Genomic DNA, 21,221 nt, shown 5'->3' with positions numbered 1-21,221 from the left:
GCGCTTGCGCCGCGTGCGCGATTCGCGGCGATTGACACCCTCCGCCAGTGCTCTGACAATGACAATGTTGCGTCTAAATGGAGTTGCGATAATTAGTTGCGATGCCTGTCGGGTCGCTCGATGTCGCGGCGTTCCACGGAACCTCGGCTGGCTAGCCGAGGGCTAGCATGGCGGAACATTTTTGCCCCCAACTCGACACGTCGCTAAGCCCACAAAGAGCCCCCGTTGATGAGCAATCCCCTCGCCGCCGCTGATCCCGAAGTTTGGTCCGCCGTCGCTGACGAAATCCAGCGCCAGCAAGATGGCCTGGAAATGATCGCCAGCGAGAACTACACGAGCCCCGCCGTGATGGCGGCGGCCGGCAGCGTGCTGACGAACAAGTACGCCGAGGGCTACCCCGGCAAGCGATACTACGGCGGCTGCGAGTACGTCGACGTGGTAGAGAACCTCGCCATCGAGCGGGCGAAGAAGCTGTTTGGCGCCGAGTTCGCCAACGTGCAGCCCCACAGCGGTTCGCAGGCGAACACGGCGATCTACCTCGCCGCTCTCGAACCGGGCGACACGGTGCTGGGCCTCGACCTCGCCCACGGCGGCCACCTCACCCACGGCATGCGGCTGAACATTTCGGGCATGCTCTACAACTTCGTCAGCTACGGCGTTCGCGAGAACGACCACCGGCTCGACTTCGATCAGATTGCCAAGCTTGCCCGCGAGCACAAGCCGAAGCTGATCGTCGCCGGCGCCAGCGCGTACCCCCGCGAGATTCCGCACGGCAAGTTTGCCGAGATCGCCCGCGAGGTTGGCGCCAAGCTAATGGTCGACATGGCCCACTATGCCGGACTCGTCGCTGCGGGACTGCACGACAACCCGGTGCCGGTCGCCGACTTCGTAACGACCACCACGCACAAGACGCTCCGCGGCCCGCGCGGCGGCCTGTGCCTCAGTAAGGAAGAGTACGGCAAGACGATCAACAGCCGCGTCTTCCCCGGCATCCAAGGCGGCCCGCTGATGCACGTCATCGCCGGCAAGGCGGTCTGCTTCGGCGAAGCGCTGCAGCCTGAGTACAAGACCTACATCAAGCAGGTGATGGCCAACGCGAAGGCCCTGGCCGAAGTGCTGACGGCGGGCGGCCTGCGTCTAGTGAGCGGCGGCACCGACAATCACCTGATGCTGGTCGACGTGACCCCGCTGGGAATCGGCGGCAAGCAAGCCGAGCACGCCCTCGACGCCGCGGGCATCACGGTCAACAAAAACATGATTCCGTACGACCAACGCAAGCCGATGGACCCGAGCGGCATCCGCGTCGGCACGCCGGCCCTCACTACCCGCGGCATGGGCGTCGACGAGATGCGGACCATCGGCGGCTGGATGCTGGAAGCCCTCCGTGCCGTCGACGATGCGAAGGTGCATGCCGGCATTCGTGAGCAGGTTCGCGAGTTGGGCGCCAACTTCCCGGCGCCGACCGTGGCCGATCAGTTTGCCGATGCGACGTCGGCTGTTTGATCTGACTGAATTCAGCGTCGATTTAACTTTGACAGGATTACAGGATTGGTTCGGATCGACGGGATAAATGCAGGATAAATAAGAGGCGGAGAAGAGCATTCTCCACTTGAAGGTTGACGGACTTTCTTAACATCCTGTCAATCCAAGCAATCCTGTTATCCTGTCCATCCTTCAATCGAATTTCCAAATTGCAGCGAAGGCAAGATGACCGACACCACCCGCGACCGCGTGCTGATCGCCGATGACAACGAGGCGAACGTTGAATTGCTGGAGGCCTACCTGGCCGATAGCGAACTCGACGTCGAGATTGCCGTCGCCGTCGATGGGCAAGACACGATGGAGAAGGCGGCGTCGTTCAAGCCGCATCTCATCTTGCTCGACGTGATGATGCCGAAGCTGAGCGGCTTCGAAGTTTGCCAGAAGCTCAAGGGCGATCCGGCGACCAGCGGCATCATGATTCTGATGGTCACCGCGCTCAACGAGCATGGCGACATGGAGCGGGCCGTCGACGCCGGAACGGACGACTTCCTGTCGAAGCCGGTCGACAAGGTGTCGTTGGTAAAGCGGGTCGAGAACATGTTGAAGCTGCGGAACGTTTCGGATGAGCTGGAACGCCTCCGCCGCTACATCGAACAAATGGAAGCCGAGCGCTAGGCGTCCGGTGAAATGAGTTGGGTGCCACTGGCGTGTCGCCAGTGGGAAGTGTTGAAACGGCATGACTGCCGGACGACTTGCCAACAGCCTGAGGATGGGGCCGCCTGCTGTCTGGAACTGATGGAGACCGTGTGCCAGCTTCCCACTGGCGACACGCCAGTGGCACCCCGATGGAACTGTCTGGAGGTGCGATGAAACGCTGTTTTCTAACCCTCGGTCTGCTTCTCTTCGCGTCGAGCGTCGTCGCCCAAGAACCTGCTCCGGAAGTCGCCGCGAGAGCGCCGCAACAATCGGTCGACGAGCTCATCAAGCAACTCGGCTCCGACCAGTACTCTCAGCGTCGCCGCGCCGAAGAAGAACTGATGCGGCTTGGCCCCGGCATCCACGACCAACTGAAGCTGGCCGAGCAAAACGACGATCTCGAAATTGCCGAGCGGGCCAAGTACATCCTGCAGAGCATGCGGGTGGAGTGGATTCAGCCGCAGGACTCGCAAGAAGTTCGTCGCGCGTTGTCGCGTTTCGGCGATCTTTCCGCGGACGAGAAGCAGAGCCGCATTCGCACGCTGGCGGAGTTGCCGAAAGGGCAGGGGCTGCCGGCGCTCTGCCGTATTGCCCGCCTCGACCACGCGCCGAAAATCTCGCGCAATGCCGCGGTTGCGCTTCTCGACGCGGAACTAACTCCCGAAGAGACGGCCGCGATAGCCGATGCTTGCCGGCAGGAGTTGCAGACGATCGATCGCCCGGCGACCGAGTGGATCGGGCTTTGGCTACAAGAGCAAAAAGATCGCCAGGCGACGCTTGCTGCGTGGGGTAAAGCCATTGATGTGGAGCAAAAGCTGCTTGAGGAGAAATCGCCCGATACAGATTACTACACGGTCTACGCGCTTCTGCAGCGCCGGCTGAAGATTTGCGACGAGCTGAAACTGACCGACGAAACGACGAACGCTCTCCTCGCGGTCGTCGATCTGATGGCCGGCGCGGATGATCGCCGGCAGTTTAATTCGAGCGTCGTGCAGGCGCTCGAGTGGATCGTCGATCACCAGCGATGGGACGTCCTCAATCAGGTTTACGATAAGTACCGCGGAAAAATCCACGGCGATCGCAGCTTGCTCTACTACTACGCGGCGGCGCTCGCGAAGACGGGCAAAGTCGAGCAGATCGACCAGGCGAACAAGCTTGCCGATCGCGCGTTCGAGATGAAGCCTGACAGCGAGTTCGAACGACTGGTCATCGCCGAACGCATTGCGGCGATCGGCGCGGTCGACTGGGCGATCCGCGACTACCGCGCGGCGATCGAAGCGCTGCCGGCGACCGACTTCGAGTCGCTGTACGCCCGCCGTGAGTTGGCGATGTGGCTCCACGATCGGCAGGAGTACAAAGCAGCGTCGGACGTGCTGGCCGATTTTTTTGTCGCGATCCAAGCGAAAGAAAATCGCGCCGCACGGCGCACGCTGCTGCAGCAGGTTGACGGTCAAGCGTACCTCAACGCGTTAGAAGGTCGGCAGTTGCTATATCTCGCCAACCATCACCACACGCGCGGCGAGTATGACTCCGAACGCGAAACGCTTGAGAAGGCGTACGAAAAGTACGACGGCGATCCCGACGTGCTGATCGCGATGGCGCGCATCCCGGGCGTCGACGACGCTTTCAAGCAACAGACGCGCGATCGCATCGCCAAGATGAGTGATCTTTACCTCAACGAGATCGAACGGATGCCGGAAGACCCGTCGAAGTACAACCAATGGGCCTGGCTCGTGAGCAATACGCAGCAGACTGCAGCCGACTACCAGAAAGCGGTACAGCATTCGCTCCGTTCGCTGGAGCTGTCGCCGGACGAGCCGAGCTACCTCGACACGCTGGGGCGGTGCTACTTTTCGGCGGGCGACGTCGACAACGCGATCAAGTCGCAGCAAAAGGCTGTGGAGCGGGCGCCGCAGTATCAGATCATGCAACGGCAATTAGCGGAATTTGAGAAAGCGAAGAAGTAAGCCTGCGAATTTCGCGCGAACGAAGACTGGACAGGATCACAGGATTGCAAAGGATCGACTGGATTTGGGCTGATAAACTCGTGATCCTGTCGATCTATTTAATCCTGTTATCCTGTCAATAAATCTATTCGCATCGCTTTGAAATCGGTCAGGGAGCGATCATGGCACAGCGATTGTTCAATGTTGAGGGCGTGCGGCTGGCTTGCGAAGACGTTGGGTCCGGGCCGCCGATTGTGCTGCTCCATGGCTTTCCGCTCGATCACACGATGTGGAACGCACAGATCGCTGCGCTGCAGTCCCACTTCCGCGTCATCGCACCCGACCTGCGCGGCTTCGGCGACTCGCACTTAGCCGACGGCGACGCCGAGAACGGCGTCGGCATGGAGCGTTATGCAGCCGACGTGATCGCGCTGCTCGATTGGTTGCAGATCAGCGAACCGGTGGTGCTGGCGGGGCTGTCGATGGGCGGCTACATCGGCTGGCAGGCGGTGTTGCGCTGGCCCGAGCGGATTCGCGGGCTGATTCCGTGCGATACTCGCGCAGCGGCCGACGCCGACGAACCGCGCGCGGCGCGGTTCAAGATGGCCGAGGCGGCGATGCAGGCGGGCAATTCCTCGCCGGCGCTCGTGATGATTCCGCGGTTGCTCGGCGCCGAGACTCGCGAATTACGGCCGGAGGTCGAGGTGGCGCTGCGAGCGATGATCGAGCGCCAATCGGCCGAAACAGTCGCCGCCGCGCAGCGCGGCATGGCCCGGCGCGAGGACGTTCGCGGCAAGCTCGACGCGATCACCGCCGACTCGCTGTGCATCGTCGGCGTCGAAGACGTCATCAGCCCGCCGGCCGAGTTGCACGAGTTTGCCCAGCTGCTAGCAAAGTCGGGCGAAGACGACGTGCGGATCGTCGAGATCGAACACGCCGGACACATGACGCCGATGGAGAACCCGGCGGCAGTCACCGCAGCGATCGCCGCATTCGCACGGCAGTGCTACAACCTGTAGCCTTCCGCTAGTAGCCGCGGCTCAACGAGCCGCCGCAGCGAATAAAGAATGCGGAATGCTGAATGTGGAATGGGGGCGATGCACTGCTCCCCATTCGGCATTCACCATTCCCCATTTGATCACCGCTCCGGCCGGTCGTTGACCGGCGGCTGCTGGGACGGCTTTTAGCCGCCCAGGCGGTACCACGACTGGATCTTCAGCACGGCTGAGTCGTCGGGGAAGGTGTGGAATGCTTGCACGCAGAGCATCTTGTCGCGCGACTCGATGTTCACGTAGCTGAGAGCGCCCGTCTCGAAGCGGCCGCTCGGCTGGAAGCGTTGCAGCATGCCTTGGCGAGTGCCGGCGAGGGTCAGTTCGCGTTGGTACGCGGCGAACTTTTCGTGGTCGGCCGGTTCAAGCGAGAAGCTCATTTCGTAGGTGAGGCCCGGACGAATTTCGATGCGGTCGGTTCGTTCGCCCTTCACTCGGTACGACATCAGCCGCCGGCGTTGCGGCAGCGGGTGGTGGGCGCCGGCCGCTACTTCGGTGAGCGTCAGCCCGCGATGTTGCCAGGTGACGACATGGCCGGCGGTAGTGATTTGGACCGTCGCCTTGTAATCGCCCCGCTCGACCGTGCGCGATTGCTGGATGTCGAACAACTCCGGATGGAGCGAGCGACCGTACAGCTGATAAACCAGTTCGGCAAGCTTCGGGCGAACGGAAATCACGGATAAGTCTTCTTATGAAATCTGACGCCGACGCGCCGTGCTAGCGGAGGTCGGCGTCACATGTCTCGCGGTTGGGGAGTCGTCGGCGAGTCGCTGCGGCGTCCGCATACTTCGCGTCGCACAACGACTCGTCAGCCCCGATTATACTTGGAGCGGCGAAAGCGAACAAACGAGGATTTCATTCGCAAAGTTTGTTTCGCACATTCAGCTTGACAGATTCCGAGCACCTGCACGCGATCGCCGCGCGACAGTGCTAGCATCCGCGCCGCGGCGAACCCTTCGATGCCCAGCGACAGTGCAAACGTCTTCCGCATCCTTGCACGCGAGCTTGGGCCGCAGCATTGGTGGCCCGCCGAGACGCCGTTCGAAGTGATGGTCGGCGCCATGCTCGTGCAGAACACGGCGTGGAAAAATGTGGAACGCGCGCTCGACAATTTGCGCGCCGCCGATCTACTGGCGCCGCTGCGATTGGCGGCGGTCGGCGAAGAAGAACTTGCCGAGCTGATTCGCCCGGCCGGGTATTACCGACTGAAAGCGAAGCGGCTGCGGCATTTGCTGGCGTTTATCGTCGAGCGTTTTGCAGGTTCGATCGACGCGATGCGAGCCGTACCGGTCGACGCGATGCGACGGGAGTTGCTAGCGATTCACGGCGTCGGCCCCGAGACGGCCGACTCGATTCTTAACTACGCGCTCGGCCACGCAGCGCTGGTCGTCGATGCCTACACGCACCGCATCTGGACGCGGCATGGTTGGATTGATCCGCGGGCCAACTATCACCAGCTGCAAGCGGAAGTCGCCCGTGGCTTGTCGGCAGACGCGCAGACCTACAACGAGTTGCACGCGCTGATCGTCAACGTCGGCCATCACTGGTGCAAGCGCACGCCGAAGTGCGAAGGTTGCCCGCTGCGCGAACTACTCCCCGCCGCCGGGCCGAGGTGCTAGCAGTAGCCGCGGCTCAACGAGCCGCCGGAGCGGTGGGGACAGACTTACCACAAAGGTTCCAAGAGCGCGCAGCACCACAAAGGAATGCGTTGAAATACAAGCCAATTTGTCCTTCTCTGTCGATTGCTAGAAGCAGAGAGAGCTTCTAGCTCATCCGCTTCTTTGTGCGTCGTTGTGTCCTTCGTGTCTTTGTGGTTCGTCTTTTGAATCACCGCTCCGGCCGGTCGTTGACCGGCGGCTACTAGCCGTGCTAGCAGCGCCGCCAAAGTGACGTGGCACCCTGTGCCGACATTACTTACTATCTCGCGCGCCGCAGGCTGCGCTATGGGTGCAGCCGCTGGCTTCGCTTGGTTCGTTCGCTCGGAGGATCCGCCGTGAGTTCCCTTCGCCCACTGGCCACGATTACATTGCTGGCCGTCGTCGGCGTCGTGCTGTACATGAAGATCAACGAAACCGAACCGGTCATTCCGGAGGGCGTTGGCGAATGGACAACCGGCCAACTTGAAATCGGCGGCGATCCCGGGGCTTCGGTTCCTGGCGTCGGCGGGCTGTCGCAAGCGCCCAAGCTCGACGCGCCGCCGCTCGACGCGACGGCTGCTGCTTCAGCAGCGCCGGCTGGCGACGCCGCGCCGGCGTGGAAGCCAGAGCCGATTCTATCGAGCAAGACCGACGCCGCCGAGGCGCCGAAGTTTGATCCGACCGCCGCGGCCCCTGCCGACAAGGGAGCGACGGCTGAGTCGTCGCCGGTTGCGCGCTCGGCCGATGCATCGCAACTTCCCGACATGCCGCCGCTGCCGGAATCGAATTCGACGGCGAAGGATGCCGCTCCGGTCGTTGCCGCCGCGGCTGCCGCTGCCGCGGTTCCGTTCGTGAACACGCCGAGCACCGGCGCCACGCCGTCTGCTGCAAGCGCACCCGCCGCCGAAAGCAGCGCGGCGGCTTCGCCCGCGCCTTCGTCGAATCCCTACGCCGTCACCCCCGACGCAAGCGCCGTCGCTCCGCCTCTCGAAACACCGGTGGCGGGCTCGACTCCAGTGGCCGATGTGCCACCCGTTGCCGAGGCGCCGGTCGCAGGGACCGAGCCGATCACGCCGACCGACGCGAGTAAGGGGTCGATGTACGCCTCGGCCCGCGTCGCCGTGCAAGGCGACCTCGACCGCGGCGAACTCGCTCAAGCGCTCCTCAAGCTTTCGGAATGGTACGGCGATCCGTCGCTCACGCCGGAAGAAACGCAAGAAGTCGACACGCTGCTCGGGCAGCTCGCCGGCGACGTGATCTACGAAGGCCCGCCGGCTCACCGCCTGGCGCCGAAGCATGTGGTCGCCACGGGCGAAACGCTTGAGACGATCGCGCAGAAGTACAACGTGCCGTGGGAACTGCTCGCGAACATCAATCGCATCACCGATCCGAAGGCCGTGCAAGTTGGCCAGGAACTGAAGGTGCTACAAGGACCGTTCTCAGCGGTAATCGACCTTGGCAAGCGTCGCATGACGCTCATGCTCGATCGTCGTTACGCTGGCCGGTTCACCATTGAACTCGATCCGTCGTTCTCGATCGAAGAGGGAACCTGGAAGGTCGACCAGAAGCTGCTCACGCCAGTCGCGGGCGGCGTCTACGGACAACCGGCCGGCGCGACCGAAGATCGCGTGCTGCTCCTTTCGAACGCTGCGAATCCGACCGCTCAGCCGGCAATGCTCCGCGGCCCGGGCGCCGCGGACCCGGTTTCGGCGCCCCCCACCGCCCGCGTCATCAAGCTGAAGGCGGGCGACGTGAAGGATGTGTACGACATTCTCTCGGTGCAGTCGACGATTACGGTGCGGCGGTAGGCCGGCCGCGTTGCTGAAGGCGAAAAAGGCAACCGCCAAGGACGCCAAGAGCGCCAAGGGAATACGGGAGAAATTTTGGAACCGCAGGTAAACGCAGATAGACGCAGATTTAGAAACCATTGGCGTTCATCTGCGTTTATCGGCGGTTTCATCCTTCCCGTATTTCGTCGTGCCCGCCGTGTCGTCGTGGTTCAGCCCCTGGAAGGTCCAACGCTATTCGTGGTATACCCCGGCTCTGAATGTCACTGAGTTCACGCTTCCGGGGAGTTGAAGAGCCATGTACGACAAACAAGCCCTCATCGATCTCGTCAAAGAAACCGCTCTGCAATTCGGCGACTTCACGCTCGCCTCGGGGAAGAAGGCGACCTTCTACCTCGACTGCCGCAAGGTGACGCTCGACTCGCGCGGGGCGAAGCTGATTGGCGCCGGCATGCTGGAACTGCTTGGCGACAAGCTGCCGCAACTCGTCGGCGGCATGGCGATCGGCGCCGACCCGATCACCGCCGCGATCCTCACCCTCGCCGGCGTGCATGGCAAGCAACTACGCGGCGTCATGGTTCGCAAAGAACCGAAGCAACACGGCACTGGCAAGTACGTTGAAGGCCCCTACGCCGCGGGCGAAGAACTCGTCATCGTCGAAGACGTGGTGACCACCGGCGGCTCGTCGCTGCTGGCGATCGAGCGCTGCGAAGCGGCCGGCCTCAAGGTGAAGCGCGTCTTCGCGATTGTTGACCGGCTCGAAGGAGGCCGCGAAGCCTTTGCGGCCAAAGGTTACGAGCTCACCACGCTGCTGACGATTGAAGACTTTGGCATCAAGCGGAGTTGAGAGTGATCGGGGATCGGTGGCTGGTGATCGGGAAAACGTAAGCGGATAACTTTGCCGCAACTTCTCGCCGCCTACTCGCCTAGCGACATACTCACTTCCTCCCATCACCGATCCCCAGTCACCGATCACCTATCTCATGGAAACCTCACTCCACCGTCAGCTGAAAGCGATCTACGCCGGCGACGATGGTTGCTGCGAGGTCGTCCACGGAAAGTACCGCATCGACGCCGTGCGGGGCGACGAGTTTATCGAGATTCAGCACGGCTCGCTCGCAGCGATTCGCGACAAGATTCGCAAGCTGCTTGCCAAGCATAAGGTGCGGATCGTCAAACCGATCGTCGCCAACAAGCTGCTGGTGAAACTCGACGAGCGCGGCGGGGCCGAACTGAGCCGACGTCGCAGTCCCAAGCGAGGCAAGCTGCTCGACGTGTTTGAAGAGCTGGTGTACTTCACGCGCGTCTTCCCGCACGAGCGGCTGACGCTCGAAGTGGTGCTCGTCGACATCGAAGAACGTCGCTTTCCCGGCCGCGGCAAACGGCGTCGGCGTCGGAGCTCGGAGCGAGACTTCCAAATCGAAGACCAGCGGCTACTGCAAATCGTCGATTCGCAAACGTTCGCCACCACGGCCGACCTCAAGCGGCTGCTGCCGAAGCGAATGCCGAAACAATTTCATACGGCCCATTTGGCCGAGCGGCTGAAGACGCCGCGGTTCACGGCCCAGCGAATCGCCTACTGCCTGCGGCAGATGGGAGCTGTCGAAATTGTCGGCAAGGAGGGGAACGCGATTCTCTACTCCTACGCCAGCAAGAAAGCGGCCTGAGCGTGCCCTTGGCGGTTCAAACTGAAGCCTGGTTGCGGGCCGCCCCAGCTCGCCCTTGCGGGCCTCCAGTCAAAGGCGTAGGCTGCTAAGATTCGCCTCAATCACCCAGTTGACCCAACCTCTTTCGCCCCCAAGGTTTCCAGTAATGAGCGACGGTTTTTCGGCGGTCGGCGGAGCGCCCGTCCGGACTCTGTCGGGGGTGCAGATTCTCGGCACCGGCAGCTACGTTCCCGACAACGTCGTGACGAACGCCGATCTCTCGTCGCTCGGCTGCGATCCCGAATGGATCGTCCAGCGGACCGGCATTCGCGAACGCCGGCACTTGCCAATGGGCCTCGCGACCAGTGACATGGCGGTCGCCGCCGCCGAGCGTTGCCTCGAAGCGGCTAAGATCGATCGCGCGGAAGTTGACCTGCTGATCGTCGGCACGATGACGCCCGATCGCCTGCTGCCGGCCGCGGCCACGAAAGTACAAACGCGACTTGGCCTCAACTGCGGCGCCGTCGACATCAATGCGGCTTGTGCTGGTTTCACCTACGCGCTCACCACCGCGATGCAGTTTGTCGCCACCGGCTGTAGCAAGAAGGCGCTGGTGATCGGCGTTGATGCGAACTCGCGAATGGTTGACCCGACCGACCTCAAGACGTATCCACTCTTCGGCGATGGCGCCGGCGCTGTGCTGCTGTCGGCTGGCAGCCCTGAGCAGGGCGCGCTCGCCTACACGATTGGCGCCGATGGTTCGGGGATGGAACTCCTCCACCGTCCTGGTGGCGGCGCGGAAACGCCGTTCAGCCTCACGACGACTGAGCCGAACTCGTGGTACCTCAAAATGGATGGCCGACCGGTGTTCAAGTGGGCTGTCCGTCTCGTGGAAGACACGACGCGACAAGTCCTCGACGCGGCGGGCCTCAGCACCGAACAAATCGACTGCTGGTTATTCCACCAAGCCAACGTCCGCATCCTCGACGCCGCGATCGAAGCCCTCGGCATCGAACGCGAACGGGTCGTCATGCACATGGATCGCTACGGCAACACCTCCGCGGCTAGCATCCCGATCGCCCTCGACGAAACGGTGCGAGCCGGCGGCATCCGCCGCGGCGATCACTTGATCATGTCAGGCTTCGGCGCCGGCCTCGCCTGGGGCACCATCGCCTGGCGCTGGTAGCGCGAAGCGGTAGCCGCGGGTCAACGACCCGCCGGAGCGTCCAACCAAGGTTCAAAGAATAGAACACGGATTGCCACGGATTTAACGGATTCACACGAATGAAAAGAGATTAAACACAGAGAGCACAGAGGACACGGAGAAGAAGAATCTGCGTTTGCTTTCCGCATCTCTCTCTGTGATCTCCGTGTTCTCTGTGTTGAAAAAGTCTTCTGCATTCGCCGCAGCGGAGTGTTGGAAGCTAAGCTTCAGCTGCCGAACGACTTCTTCATCCGCGTCGATCCGCCTAATCCGCGAGAATCCGCGTCCCATTCTTTCTCCCTTGTATTCAGCATTCCACATTTGCACTCGCTCCGGCGGCTCGTTGAGCCGCGGCTACTTTTAACGAGCATCTTATGGCCACTTCCAAAGCTAAGTCTCCCAAAGCCAAGTCGTCCGCCAAGCCGAAGGCCAAGACCTTGCCGGCGCGTGAGAAGGTGAAGGTCGAAGATACCTGGGATCTCGACTCGCTCTTCAAGAGCGATGACGAATGGGAAGCCGCCTTCGAGAAGTGGAAGAAGCTCATCCCCAAGTTCGAGAAGTTCCGCGGCACGCTCGCCGACGGGCCGAAGCAGCTGGCCGCCTGCCTGAAGTTCGACGAAGAGTTCGATCGCGTTGGCGAACGGCTCGGCACCTACGCCTTCCTTAAGTCGACCGAGGATCAGGCCAGCAGTAACTACCAACGCATGAAGGGCCGGCAGCAGCACGCCGGCAGCGAGGCGAGCCAGGCCGCCAGCTTCATCCGCCCGGAGATCCTCGCGATCCCCGCGAAAAAGATGAAGGAGTACATGGCCTCGAAAGAGCTGGCCCATTACCGGCTCGTCCTCGAGCGGATCCAACGCTACAAGCCCCACACGCTCAGCGACGGCGAAGAGCGGCTGCTCGCGATGCAAAGCGAAATGTCGGACGCCTCGAACCGCATCTTCCGTCAGCTGAACGACGCCGACCTGAAGTTCGGCATGGTCAAAGACGAGAGCGGCGATGAGATTGAACTCTCGCACTCGTCGTTCTCGGCGCTTCTCCACTCATCGAACCGCGAGGTTCGCAAAACGGCGTTCCACCAGTACTACGACGTCTTCGCCGCTCACCAAAACACGCTCGCGGCGACGCTCGGCGGTTCGGTGCAGCGCGACGTCTACTACGCGAAGGCCCGCGGCTACACGAGCGCCCGCGCCGCTGCGCTCTTTCCCGACAACGTTCCGATGTCGGTCTACGACAACCTCATCGAGGAAGTCCACCGTCGGTTGCCGGCCCTCTACCGCTACTTCGATCTGCGGCAGCGGAAGATGAAGCTGAAGAAGATCCATCAGTACGACACCTACGTGCCGATCCTCAGCGACCTCGATCAGACCCGCAATTGGAAGCAAGGCGTCGAGGCAGTGATGAGCTCGCTCACGCCGCTCGGCGACGAGTACTGCAGCGTGCTGGAGAAGGGACTCACCACCGCCCGCTGGTGCGATCGCTACCCGAATCGCGGCAAGCAGAGCGGCGCCTTCAGCTGCGGCAGCTTCGACGGCGAGCCGTACATCCTGATGAACTACCAGCCGACGGTGCTCGACCACGTCTTCACGCTCGCCCACGAGGCGGGCCACTCGATGCACAGCTACTACTCGTCGAAGACGCAGCCGTTCATCTATTACGACTACGTGATCTTCGTCGCCGAGGTGGCCAGCACGTTCAACGAACAGCTCCTCAGCCGCAAGCTGATGGACGATGCCAAGACCAAGGAAGAACGGGCCTATCTGATTAATCGCGACATCGACGCGATCCGCGGCACGATCATCCGCCAAACGATGTTCGCCGAGTTCGAAAAGCTGATCCACGAATCGGCCGAGGCGGGCGAGCCGCTCACCGTCGACGCGTTCCAGAAGATCTACGGCGATCTGCTGTCGCTTTACTTTGGCCCCGACTTCGCGATCGACGACGAGCTGAAGCTCGAATGCTTCCGCATCCCGCACTTCTACCGGGCATTTTATGTTTACAAGTACGCCACCGGGCTGTCGGCGGCGATCGCGCTGAGCGAGCGCGTCCTCAACGGCGGCAAGCAGGAACTGAACGATTACTTGTCGTTCCTCAAGGGTGGCTGCTCGAAGGATCCGCTCGACCTGCTGAAGGATGCGGGCGTCGACATGACGACCCCGGCCCCAGTTGCCGCCGCGCTCGATCGCTTCGAAGCGCTGGTGAAGGAACTCGACGAGCTGCTATAGCCCTCGTTCCCACGCTCTGCGTGGGAACGCCAACAACGCCGCTCCGCGGCAATGGCGTCTCCGATGGCTGAGCAAGAAGACTCTGGTTTTCCAATCCTAGGGTGCCTCATCTTTGCTGGGGCAGCTGTTGTGCTGCTCGGCGCCCTGTTGGTGGTTGGTAGGATCCTTGGGCCGCGCGCGGTGAAGAGACAACGCGCAGCCAGGGTTGAATCGATGTTCGACAGCGCCAAAGGCCGCTCTAGCGCCTATGTCTTCATGGAAGCTGGAGTCATTAAGAAGCTCTCAGAGGATGAAGAGTCCGTCGAAGAGTTGGTCGAACTCAACCTGAGCTCGATTGACTTTCATGGCGTTGACATGACGCCCGCGAGCAAGCTGTCGAAGTTAAAGACGATCCATGCTTACGATTGCACTGACATAGAAGATCTCCTGTCAGCTCTCCAGGGATCGACCTCGCTCGAAGAGCTCTCATTTGATTCAATGTTGCTCTCTGACGAAGGTATTCAACTGCTTGCGACGTTTCCAAACCTGAAAAAAGTCTATTTCACTTACATTGCCGACAAGAAACGCGTTGATCAGTTGCGAGCGACGATTCCCAATGTCGTTGTCGAGGTTGAAGAAACGGATTGATCGCAACGGGCCGAACGCGATGCAATGCGATCTTCATGAGCAACGCGCGATGCGCGACGCCCAATCGTACATTAGCCTCGACCTAGCTAGGTCGGGGCTGGCCGCACGTCGACAACACTTAATCGAAGTGGCCGGAAATCGGTGGCTGCATTTGCTCAACCCACCCGTTACGATGCGCCTCGGCCCGCGTTCCACGCGGCCAGCGCTCTTTGAAAACTTGCGGTAGAGTCGCTCCCAGCCAACGATGGACGCGAGCGAGCAAAAAGCCGACTTTTGATTTTCGTTGAAAAACGCAAAAGTCGAATCGGCTGCGAGGCGAAAAAGACGTTTGACTCGGGAAAATGCGTGGTCAAGTCAAACGCCGAGTTGTGCAGAACGGACTTTTGCACACTTTTAATGGGGCCCCCAGCCGCACGCGCAAAAGTCAAAACTCCCTCATACGGGGGATGGCCAGAAACAGCGACTTGACGGCCGCCCTCTCGTTCCCACGCTCCGCGTGGGAACGCACCTCTCGCCGCTCCGCGGCAATCAAGCGACGCTGACTTGCCTCTTGTGCCGTTCGCGACGCAGAGCGTCGGAGGAGTCGTTCCCACGCGGAGCGTGGGAACGAGAGCTAGCTTTTGCGATTGATGAACAGCATCAGCAAGACGCCGATCAAGAGCCCGCCGCCGAGGATGGCGACCATCGGCAGCGGGGCGTACTTTTCATCCCATACTTCCATGCCGTGGTGAAGGTTGACGCCGAAGATTGCCGCCAACGTTGCCACCGGGAAAAAACAGGCGACGAGCGTGTTGAGCCGATAGGCAGCCGTCGCGGCGCGGCGGCTCGATTCGGCTTCTTCCTCGGCCCGTTGGGCAACAGCGAAATCGAGGGCCGTTTTTGAATCGTTGTGTAGCAGCTCCGCGGAGCGGGCGAGCGCATAAGCTCGGTCGCGCCACAGCAGCAACTGCCGATCGTCGGGCGCCGCTTCGCGGGCATCTTGCAACGCCTCGTGGAGATTGCGAGTCGTGCGCACTAGCGGGTTGAGTTGGTTGAGCAAGTTGAAATATTCGCGCGCCGTCTTCGCCTGGTCTTCGGCGTCTTGCAGGCGGTCGATCATCTGCTCGTATTCCGTGAGGAGTTGGCCGACGCCGGGCTGGCTCGGCGCCGTGCCGGGGGGCGTCCACTGGCCGTTGGCGTCCCGCCAGAAGAACCGGCCCTCACGCTCCGGTTCGTCGGGCTTCGGCGGGGCGTGGAGAATGACGAGCAGATGGCCGTCGGCCTTCATCGTCCGCTGGCGACCCGGCTGATCGCCTAACCGGCGATGGAACTCGTCGGGCACCTGCCACGAGAGCGGAAGCAACGAGCGGACGCTGGGATGAGCCATTCAGTCGATTCCTGGGGAGCCTTTAAACTAGCCCCGGGCTCTGCCCGGGGGTGACGTGGCGTGTAGGGAAGCGTTGCGTACCCGATGCCGACCCCCTGGCGGAGCCAGGGGCTAGCAATGCAGGTGCATTGCAACGCGACTACTTCGCTGCCGCCGCTGGCAGGCTATCAGGTCCGAACTGCGTAATCCAGTAGAACGGTTTCTCCGCTTCGTCGACGCGGAGATCGCCTACCAGCCGGCCTTTGCTCAAGATCGTGTCGACCGCCCGGCGGATGTAACGCTTGCCGTGCTTCAACTCGACGTCGACCTTCGCGGGATCGATCTTGCGGACGGCGAGCACGCGTTCGTCGAACAGCAGCGGCACTTCCATGGCGGGGCCGAGTGCTTCGAGCGCTTCCGCCAGCGTGTAGCCGGAAATTTCAATGTTGGTAAAGCGATACATCCCCGGCACGATTTCGCGATCGGCCTTGCCGGGCTTCCAACCTGCCGGCCAGCCGCGGCGTTCGCGCGAGGCGGGAATGACTCGCAGCGTCAGCGGTTGGCCGAGTTTTTGTTCGGGCAGCATCGTGAGAGTCGCCGGTCGTAACGCGATCGCGATCGCCGTGCCGGTCGACAGTCCTTTCAGTTCTCCGTTGAGCGGCGGCGCATCGCTGAGCGCTGCCTGCGCCGCGGCGTCGATCTCCAGCGGCGTCGATAACCCAGCCTTGAGCGCCATGACAATCGCTTCGGGCTTCATTCCCTTGGTGCTGATCGTCACCGGCGACGATAGTTCTTCGTACAGACCTTCGAATTGTTGCTTCGTCAGCCCGAAAATCCCGCGTTCGATACCCTGCTCGGCCGACTTCTCCGGCAGCGACTCGAAGTAGGCCTGCAGTTTTGCGCGATCGGTCACGGCAAACGTGCCGCCAGGCAAGACGAGTTGATCGCGACGATTAAGGAGGCCGACGAGTTTGAAGCGTTGGCTCTCGCCTTCGCCGGTCGCTTTTACAGAGGGTTCGTCGCCGCCATTGGCGCCGCGCAGGCGCACTCGATAAAGGTCCATGCCGTTCAGGAGCTTACCCCAATCTTGCATCGCTCCAAACGGAGCGCCCGATTCGGCGGCGACTTCGATATCGATCGGCAGTGCGGCGTGGGCGACTAAGCTACTTGCGAAGAGAAGAATCGAACCGCAGATGAACGCCGATAGACGCAGATGGAGATTATTTCGTGGTTCAGTCATTTCAGTATTCCTTGGCGAACCTTGGCGTCCTTTGCGGTTCAATTCTTCTGCTCGTTCGGGAAATTATAGCATTCGGAAATGTTGCACCGTTCTGCTCCGGCGGGTCGTTGACCGGCGGCTACTGGGGTGACGGCGGCCGGTTGCGACCGCCGGGAAATTGGCGACAATGCGGCTTTCCGATCTCATCCTGCAGGAGCCACGCGAATCATGGCGCGCCCCGTCACTCTGTTCACCGGCCAGTGGGCCGATTTGCCGTTTGAAGAACTCGGCCGCCTGACCCGCGAGTTTGGCTACGACGGCAACGAGCTCGCCTGCTGGGGCGATCACTTCGACGTGGCAAAGGCGACCTCCGACCCTGGTTACATCGCCGCGAAGCGCGAGCAGCTCGACCGCTTCGGTCTGCAGTGCCACGCGATCAGCAATCACCTCGTTGGCCAAGCGGTGTGCGACGTCATCGACGAACGGCACAAGTCGATTCTGCCGCCGCACGTGTGGGGCGACGGCAAGCCGGACGGCGTCAACAAGCGGGCTGCTGAAGAGATGAAGGCGACCGCCCGCGCCGCGCAGAAACTGGGCGTCGGCGTCGTGAACGGCTTCACTGGTTCGAGCATCTGGCCGTACCTCTATTCATTCCCGCCAGTGCCGGAGTCGATGATCGAGGCCGGCTTCCAGCAGTTCGCCGATCGTTGGAATCCGATTCTCGACGTCTTCGGCGAGTGCGGCGTTCGCTTTGCGCTCGAAGTTCATCCCACCGAAATCGCGTTCGACATCCACACGGCCCGGCGTGCCCTCGAGGCCGTCGGCAATCGCGAGGAGTTTGGTTTTAACTTCGACCCGAGTCATCTCATTTGGCAAGGGATTGATCCGGTCGAATTCATTCGTGAATTCCCCGACCGGATCTATCACGTCCACATCAAGGATGCGATCGTGACGCTCAACGGTCGCAGCGGCATCTTGGCGAGCCATCTCAACTTCGGCGATCCGCGTCGCGGTTGGGACTTCCGCTCGCCCGGCCGAGGCGGCGTGAATTTCGAAGAGATCATTCGGGCGCTGAACGTCATCAAGTACGACGGCCCGCTGTCGGTCGAGTGGGAAGACAGCGGCATGGAACGCCAGCATGGCGCCCGCGAGGCGTGCGAGTTCCTGCGGAAGCTCGACTTTTCGCCGAGTAACGTGGCGTTTGACGCGGCGTTCGATCGGTAGCGGGGAAATGCGGAATGCTGAAGGATGAATGCTGAGGGGAGTCAATGTGGACGACTTCGGAGGGGTGCAGCCTGTATTTTCAGCATTCCGCATTCACCCTTCAGCATTTTCCTCACTCTGCTCCGGCCGGTCGTTAACCGGCGGCTACTTGGGGCATGCTAAAATAGAGGCGTGCCAACTGCTCGACCTTGCCGCCGGTTGTTTTTGCTGATCGCTGTTTGCGTGGGGGTGACGGCTGCGCCTTGCTGGGGCGAAGAGGCGCCGGGGGCGGGACGCCCCGGCTCGCTGTTGTTTGTGCCTAGTGATGTTTACAACAGCACGGGCGCGACGCCGAAAGTCAGTGCGTCGGCGAAGGCCGCGGCAGAGGGGGCGTTTGCGAAGGCTCGTGCCGCTGTCGAGGCGGGCGACGTCAGCGCGGCGATTCAGCAGGCGTGCCAGGCGGTCGCGCTCGATCCAGATCATGCCGACGCCCGCCGCTTGTTGGGCTACCAGCGCGTCGGCAACCAGTGGGCCGGCAAGTACGCGCAGCACATGCTCGCCACCGGCCACGTTTGGAGTCGCGACCACGGCTGGATCAAAGCCGAGTATGCCGACAAGTACGAGCAAGGCCTGCGTCCCTGGGGCAAGAAGTGGATCACTGCCGCTGAGGATGCCGAGCGTCACCGGTCGATTGAGCATGGCTGGACGGTGCGGACCGACCACTTCCAGGTGATCACCAACGTCGATCGCGCCGCGGCGGCGGACCTCGCGATTCGTTTGGAATCGCTTTACCAAATTTGGCGGCAACTCTTCGGCGAGTTCTCGCTCACAGCGGAAGAACTGCAGGCCCGGCTCGACGGCAAAGAGACCGACGGCTTTCTGCGGCGACCGATGAAGGTCGTCTACCACCGCACTCGCGACGAGTACAACGACGCCCTGGTGCGTCGCCAGCCGCAGATAGGGATGACGCTCGGCATCTACTTTGATCGCGAACGGGAGTCGCACTTTTTCGCCGGCGAGGATCAAGATCCTGGCACGATCGCCCACGAGGCGGTCCACCAGTTCTTCTATGAGTCATCGTCGAAGCCGACGCGGAACCTCGCGGCGACGGCCAATGCCTGGGCGGTCGAAGGGGTGGCATGCTACTTCGAGACGCTGCAGGAGTTGAAGCAGCTCGCGTCGAAGCTGGCGGGTGGGCAGGCCTTCACGATCGGCAATCCTGATGCGGGGCGGATTCCGGCCGCTCGCCATCGCCGCGTGACCGACAATTACTATGTACCGCTAGCTGAACTCGCGGCCCTGGGGATCACCGAATTGCAGGGGCGGCCCGACATCGCTCCGCTCTACAGCCAGTCGGCGGGGCTGGCGTCGTTCTTGATCGACGGCGAACAAGGGGCCTATCGGCGCCCCTTTCGCGAACTCCTCCGCCTGATTTATGCTGGGCGGGACGAAGCGGGCTCGCTTCCCGAACTGTGCGGCCAGTCGGCTGGCGACCTCGACCACCAGTACCAGCAGTTTATGGAAAGCCTGCCGGTGACCGCCGTCCTCGCCCCCTGAACCTTCCCTCCTGTTGGACTCCTCCTATGATGCCGCTACTCGCCCACGTGACGACCGCCGAATATCCGCTTGGCCTGGCCCTGTTTTTGGGCGGAATCGGCGTGGGGTTGGGAGTTGGCATTGGGATCGGAATTTTGAAGTATTTCCGGCCTCGCTGAGGCGAGCGGCGGAGTTTCGCGGGAAAATGCCGGTTTGGTCGCAGGCTAGCGGCTGATCCGTACGTTGACCGCCCCCGGGGCGAGCGATTACCATCGAGCGTTCCGATTGCGGTGGCTATAGCTCAATTGGCAGAGCGCCAGATTGTGATTCTGGAGGTCACGGGTTCGATCCCCGTTAGCCACCCCTCCCAGGCCGCTGGGCGACGTTTGCGTCGCTCAGCGGCCTTTTTTTGTGCCGCTCAGGCGTGGTGAGCGGCACTGGCTGAGTGGTTCGCAGGGAGCAGGGCGATCGCGGCCCCGACCGCTCCGCCGATGAGGTGGGCCGACGCCAGCGGAATGAAGCCCGCCTCGCCGCTATCGACGAACAGCGTGGCCCCTGCGGCCGTTTCGTACGCCGCCTTCGCTAGGAAGGTCGCCAGGGCGAGGGGGGCGGCAACGCTCAGCCAGCGGCGGCCGTTGCGGTGCGACTCCCGCCAGAGGCTGGCGACGAGCAGCGTGAAGAGCGCCGAATCGAGCCCGCTGAGGCCGCGGTAGGTTTCAATCTCCGGCTGCAGAAAGAAGATGGCCCCCGAGATCGCCACGGCGGCGGCGAGCAGCGTCGCCGCCGTGCGGCCGACGCTCCGCCAGAGACACGCGACGCCGAGCACCAGGAACGTGGCCGCGTCCCATAGCAGGTGGTCGAAGTTCCAGTGGACCAAGTGGCCGGTGAGCAGGCGGCTCCACTCGCCGTTGGCGATCGCTTGGCGGTTGAACTCCCACCCTTCGCCAGCGAGCGGCGTGGCCCACGCGACGACCCCCATGCCGACGATGGCGAGTAGCAGCAAGCCGCCGCCGCGGAACTTGGCGGGTTCGGGACGTTGCACTGCGGCGAGGGGCAAGATGGCGGGGGAAGTGTTAGTTGCGTTGCGGGAAGTGGCGGTGTTCATGGTGCGGGCGTTTGCGAGTGTGGTGGGTGGCTTGTGCGGGTGAGTAGGTGTTTAAGTGAGAGTGAGTAAGTAATTGAATGGCTGACTGCTGAACGCTGATTGCTGACCGCTGTTCAAAAACAGGATGGCGGCGCCGTGTGCTGGGCCGGAGAGCAACCAGCCAGCCGCAGCGCCGGTCACCGCCATCCTCACCACTCCACTTCGTTACGCGGCGGGGGCGAAGTCGACGCGCGGCCGCCGCGGCCGGCTCGTCCAGACTCCCAAGGCGCCGATCGCCAGCAGCAGGCCGCCGGTGGCAGGGGCGAAGGCGCTACCGCACACCTTGCTAGGGGAGGCGGCGTCTGCCGCGAGAGTTTGCGTTTGATGGGCGTCGTCGCCGGCAGCGAGTTGGTCGGCGAAGACAGGGGCGGCGAGGGCCGTCATTGCGATGGCGGCGACCGCGAGGAGGGCGGCGACGGCAACCGATTTCACTTCTCGGGTGAGCATGGGAGAGGTTCCAGGGCGGGAGAGAGTG

The 21,221-nt window shown here is 62.3% G+C and carries 18 protein-coding genes and 1 tRNA gene; 14 read left to right on the top strand and 5 right to left on the bottom strand.

Annotation, left to right across the window (positions count from 1 at the left end; translation table 11 throughout):
• Positions 1-228 precede the first annotated feature (228 nt).
• The 4 genes from glyA (at position 229) to PLANPX_RS24480 (ending at position 5,143) form a co-directional block, all read left to right on the top strand.
• Complete coding sequence (gene glyA, locus PLANPX_RS24495) at positions 229-1,503, top strand: serine hydroxymethyltransferase (RefSeq protein WP_152101261.1); 1,275 nt, start codon at positions 229-231, stop codon at positions 1,501-1,503.
• A 204-nt stretch (positions 1,504-1,707) separates the two neighbouring features.
• Entirely contained in the window at positions 1,708-2,157 is a 450-nt protein-coding gene (locus PLANPX_RS24490) for a response regulator (RefSeq protein WP_152101260.1), read from the top strand.
• 191 nt (positions 2,158-2,348) lie between these two features.
• On the top strand, positions 2,349-4,145 hold the full coding sequence (locus PLANPX_RS24485; protein WP_172992310.1) for a hypothetical protein: 1,797 nt from the start codon (positions 2,349-2,351) through the stop codon (positions 4,143-4,145).
• A 161-nt stretch (positions 4,146-4,306) separates the two neighbouring features.
• Positions 4,307-5,143, top strand: a complete 837-nt coding sequence (locus tag PLANPX_RS24480; protein ID WP_152101258.1) for an alpha/beta fold hydrolase — start codon at positions 4,307-4,309, stop codon at positions 5,141-5,143.
• Positions 5,144-5,307: 164 nt separating this feature from the next.
• Here the strand turns inward: PLANPX_RS24480 and PLANPX_RS24475 are convergent, their stop codons facing one another.
• A complete protein-coding gene (locus tag PLANPX_RS24475) occupies positions 5,308-5,850 on the bottom strand; it encodes a DUF2617 family protein (RefSeq protein WP_152101257.1) in 543 nt (180 codons plus the stop codon).
• A 282-nt stretch (positions 5,851-6,132) separates the two neighbouring features.
• Between PLANPX_RS24475 and PLANPX_RS24470 the strand changes: the two genes are divergently transcribed.
• The 7 genes from PLANPX_RS24470 to PLANPX_RS24440 all read left to right on the top strand — a co-directional run bounded on the left by PLANPX_RS24470 (position 6,133) and on the right by PLANPX_RS24440 (position 14,299).
• A complete protein-coding gene (locus tag PLANPX_RS24470; RefSeq protein WP_152101256.1) occupies positions 6,133-6,792 on the top strand; it encodes an endonuclease III domain-containing protein in 660 nt (219 codons plus the stop codon).
• A gap of 374 nt (positions 6,793-7,166) precedes the next feature.
• Positions 7,167-8,618 (top strand): LysM peptidoglycan-binding domain-containing protein, encoded by a 1,452-nt coding sequence (locus PLANPX_RS24465; RefSeq protein ID WP_152101255.1) that lies wholly within the window; start codon positions 7,167-7,169, stop codon positions 8,616-8,618.
• A 277-nt stretch (positions 8,619-8,895) separates the two neighbouring features.
• Entirely contained in the window at positions 8,896-9,444 is a 549-nt protein-coding gene (gene pyrE / locus PLANPX_RS24460; protein WP_152101254.1) for an orotate phosphoribosyltransferase, read from the top strand.
• A 136-nt stretch (positions 9,445-9,580) separates the two neighbouring features.
• The gene (locus PLANPX_RS24455; protein WP_152101253.1) at positions 9,581-10,264 is read left to right on the top strand and encodes a hypothetical protein; all 684 of its coding nucleotides are present in this window, start codon (positions 9,581-9,583) and stop codon (positions 10,262-10,264) included.
• 145 nt (positions 10,265-10,409) lie between these two features.
• Positions 10,410-11,429: a beta-ketoacyl-ACP synthase III gene (locus PLANPX_RS24450; RefSeq protein ID WP_152101252.1), complete on the top strand. Its 1,020-nt coding sequence runs from the start codon at positions 10,410-10,412 to the stop codon at positions 11,427-11,429.
• A gap of 392 nt (positions 11,430-11,821) precedes the next feature.
• Positions 11,822-13,672 (top strand): oligoendopeptidase F, encoded by a 1,851-nt coding sequence (gene pepF / locus PLANPX_RS24445; protein WP_152101251.1) that lies wholly within the window; start codon positions 11,822-11,824, stop codon positions 13,670-13,672.
• 63 nt (positions 13,673-13,735) lie between these two features.
• Positions 13,736-14,299: a hypothetical protein gene (locus PLANPX_RS24440; RefSeq protein ID WP_152101250.1), complete on the top strand. Its 564-nt coding sequence runs from the start codon at positions 13,736-13,738 to the stop codon at positions 14,297-14,299.
• A gap of 613 nt (positions 14,300-14,912) precedes the next feature.
• Here PLANPX_RS24440 and PLANPX_RS24435 read toward each other — a convergent pair.
• Together PLANPX_RS24435 and PLANPX_RS24430 are read right to left on the bottom strand one after the other, a co-directional pair.
• A complete protein-coding gene (locus PLANPX_RS24435) occupies positions 14,913-15,665 on the bottom strand; it encodes a hypothetical protein (RefSeq protein WP_152101249.1) in 753 nt (250 codons plus the stop codon).
• A gap of 139 nt (positions 15,666-15,804) precedes the next feature.
• Positions 15,805-16,884: a hypothetical protein gene (locus PLANPX_RS24430; RefSeq protein ID WP_152101248.1), complete on the bottom strand. Its 1,080-nt coding sequence runs from the start codon at positions 16,882-16,884 to the stop codon at positions 15,805-15,807.
• A gap of 207 nt (positions 16,885-17,091) precedes the next feature.
• On the opposite strand from PLANPX_RS24430, the gene PLANPX_RS24425 reads away from it, so the two are divergent.
• The 3 genes from PLANPX_RS24425 to PLANPX_RS24415 all read left to right on the top strand — a co-directional run bounded on the left by PLANPX_RS24425 (position 17,092) and on the right by PLANPX_RS24415 (position 19,965).
• Entirely contained in the window at positions 17,092-18,087 is a 996-nt protein-coding gene (locus PLANPX_RS24425; RefSeq protein ID WP_152101247.1) for a sugar phosphate isomerase/epimerase family protein, read from the top strand.
• A 171-nt stretch (positions 18,088-18,258) separates the two neighbouring features.
• Positions 18,259-19,623, top strand: a complete 1,365-nt coding sequence (locus PLANPX_RS24420; RefSeq protein ID WP_152101246.1) for a hypothetical protein — start codon at positions 18,259-18,261, stop codon at positions 19,621-19,623.
• Positions 19,624-19,892: 269 nt separating this feature from the next.
• Positions 19,893-19,965, top strand: a tRNA-His gene (locus tag PLANPX_RS24415).
• 55 nt (positions 19,966-20,020) lie between these two features.
• Here the strand turns inward: PLANPX_RS24415 and rrtA are convergent.
• Together rrtA and PLANPX_RS24405 are read right to left on the bottom strand one after the other, a co-directional pair.
• A complete protein-coding gene (gene rrtA, locus PLANPX_RS24410; RefSeq protein ID WP_152101245.1) occupies positions 20,021-20,707 on the bottom strand; it encodes a rhombosortase in 687 nt (228 codons plus the stop codon).
• A gap of 204 nt (positions 20,708-20,911) precedes the next feature.
• Positions 20,912-21,193, bottom strand: a complete 282-nt coding sequence (locus PLANPX_RS24405; RefSeq protein ID WP_152101244.1) for a hypothetical protein — start codon at positions 21,191-21,193, stop codon at positions 20,912-20,914.
• Between the last annotated feature and the right edge of the window lie 28 nt (positions 21,194-21,221).

Source organism: Lacipirellula parvula, from assembly GCF_009177095.1.
GTDB classification, from domain to species: domain Bacteria; phylum Planctomycetota; class Planctomycetia; order Pirellulales; family Lacipirellulaceae; genus Lacipirellula; species Lacipirellula parvula.
Note: the sequence above shows the minus strand (reverse complement) of the source record. Positions and strands in the feature narration are given on the sequence as shown.

What these genes read in the sequence shown, in the direction of transcription:
- pepF (WP_152101251.1), top strand. Translation starts at nt 11,822, where the DNA reads ATGGCCACTTCCAAAGCTAAGTCTCCCAAAGCCAAGTCGTCCGCCAAG.
- PLANPX_RS24430 (WP_152101248.1), bottom strand. Translation starts at nt 16,884, where the DNA reads ATGACTGAACCACGAAATAATCTCCATCTGCGTCTATCGGCGTTCATC.
- glyA (WP_152101261.1), top strand. Translation starts at nt 229, where the DNA reads ATGAGCAATCCCCTCGCCGCCGCTGATCCCGAAGTTTGGTCCGCCGTC.
- PLANPX_RS24440 (WP_152101250.1), top strand. Translation starts at nt 13,736, where the DNA reads ATGGCTGAGCAAGAAGACTCTGGTTTTCCAATCCTAGGGTGCCTCATC.
- PLANPX_RS24480 (WP_152101258.1), top strand. Translation starts at nt 4,307, where the DNA reads ATGGCACAGCGATTGTTCAATGTTGAGGGCGTGCGGCTGGCTTGCGAA.
- pyrE (WP_152101254.1), top strand. Translation starts at nt 8,896, where the DNA reads ATGTACGACAAACAAGCCCTCATCGATCTCGTCAAAGAAACCGCTCTG.
- rrtA (WP_152101245.1), bottom strand. Translation starts at nt 20,707, where the DNA reads ATGAACACCGCCACTTCCCGCAACGCAACTAACACTTCCCCCGCCATC.
- PLANPX_RS24435 (WP_152101249.1), bottom strand. Translation starts at nt 15,665, where the DNA reads ATGGCTCATCCCAGCGTCCGCTCGTTGCTTCCGCTCTCGTGGCAGGTG.
- PLANPX_RS24490 (WP_152101260.1), top strand. Translation starts at nt 1,708, where the DNA reads ATGACCGACACCACCCGCGACCGCGTGCTGATCGCCGATGACAACGAG.
- PLANPX_RS24485 (WP_172992310.1), top strand. Translation starts at nt 2,349, where the DNA reads ATGAAACGCTGTTTTCTAACCCTCGGTCTGCTTCTCTTCGCGTCGAGC.
- PLANPX_RS24470 (WP_152101256.1), top strand. Translation starts at nt 6,133, where the DNA reads ATGCCCAGCGACAGTGCAAACGTCTTCCGCATCCTTGCACGCGAGCTT.
- PLANPX_RS24405 (WP_152101244.1), bottom strand. Translation starts at nt 21,193, where the DNA reads ATGCTCACCCGAGAAGTGAAATCGGTTGCCGTCGCCGCCCTCCTCGCG.
- PLANPX_RS24450 (WP_152101252.1), top strand. Translation starts at nt 10,410, where the DNA reads ATGAGCGACGGTTTTTCGGCGGTCGGCGGAGCGCCCGTCCGGACTCTG.
- PLANPX_RS24425 (WP_152101247.1), top strand. Translation starts at nt 17,092, where the DNA reads ATGGCGCGCCCCGTCACTCTGTTCACCGGCCAGTGGGCCGATTTGCCG.
- PLANPX_RS24455 (WP_152101253.1), top strand. Translation starts at nt 9,581, where the DNA reads ATGGAAACCTCACTCCACCGTCAGCTGAAAGCGATCTACGCCGGCGAC.